General features: G+C 32.1%; 1 protein-coding gene and 1 pseudogene. Both read right to left on the bottom strand.

Annotated elements, in window-relative coordinates:
• A pseudogene (locus ABMA45_RS08725) lies at positions 1–797 on the bottom strand (glycoside hydrolase family 65 protein); the annotation flags it as partial.
• An 18-nt stretch (positions 798–815) separates the two neighbouring features.
• Positions 816–1,121 (bottom strand): carbohydrate ABC transporter permease (locus ABMA45_RS08720; RefSeq protein WP_348030173.1); only part of this gene is annotated, 306 nt, incomplete at its 5' end.

The following is a 1,121-nucleotide window of genomic DNA, read 5'->3' as shown; positions in this document are numbered from 1 at the left end:
ATCATTTTTTCAAATACATATGTTTTACCTTCATCCACTGATAATTCGTATGTAAGTGATGCGCCTTCTTCTAAAACTTCGCTGTTTTTTATTACACCTTCACATTTTGTAAGACTACCGCATGCCATTGACAATCCACTGTGAATTACTTTTCCTTTATGAAGTAAATAATTATCTTCTGCTTTTAACTCTTTAACTGCTAAATGCTTTCCATATGGGCCATAGTCAATTAATGGATTTGTTTTTCTTGTATGGTTTTCTACTCCTGCTTCTAAATATGTAGTAAGTTCTACTTTTCCGCTAAAATTTACAGGAGTTAATTTTATCTGAATCGCCATAATGTTCTTCTTTTCTAAAGAAACAAGTCTTCTAAATTCAGCTACAACTTTTTTACCATTAGGAGATTTCCATGTAACATTTCTTACTACAACTCCATCTTTCATTAAAAGCTTACGATTATAATTAATTATTTCACCCTGATTTAAATCAAAGACATCGCCATCAATAACAATCTTTGTTTTCTTAAGATTTGGCAGATTTAATAATGACTGACTTTTTTCAGGGAATCCGAAATTCCATTCGCCATACATAATATGTTCGCTCTCGTAAAATCCATTAATGAAATTTCCTTCAAGACCTTCATCTACCGTAAATGGATATCCCTCATCAAATGTTCCTCTTGTTCCTATATATCCATTAGAAAGAGCAAATGTAGTCTCATTTCTATAGTTCCATTCTTTTAAAAATTTTTCTTCTGTAATTACCCATTCTTCGATAGGATATGTATTTGCACCCATGCTGCAATCTCCTTTCTCTTATCCTTTTACTGCTCCTGCTGTCAAACTTTCCATTACTTGTTTCTGTAATATGATAAAGAATATAATTGTTGGTAATACCGTAATTACTACTGCCGCAAAAAGTGCAGAATAGTTATTTGCAAATGTTCCTAAATAATAGTTAAGTGCAATAGGTACTGTTCTTGCCTTATCACCACTTGTAAGCATTAATGCGAAGTAGAATTCGTTCCATGTATTGATAAACTGTAACATTGCGATTGTTGCAAATCCTGGTTTAGCTAATGGTAAAACTATCTTTGTAAATGTCTGAATAAATGTAGCTCC

The sequence above is a fragment of the Eubacterium sp. CAG:156 genome, from assembly GCF_000434315.1.
Lineage (GTDB): Bacteria > Bacillota > Clostridia > Lachnospirales > Lachnospiraceae > Eubacterium_U > Eubacterium_U album.
This window is presented reverse-complemented; position numbering and strand designations above follow the sequence as displayed.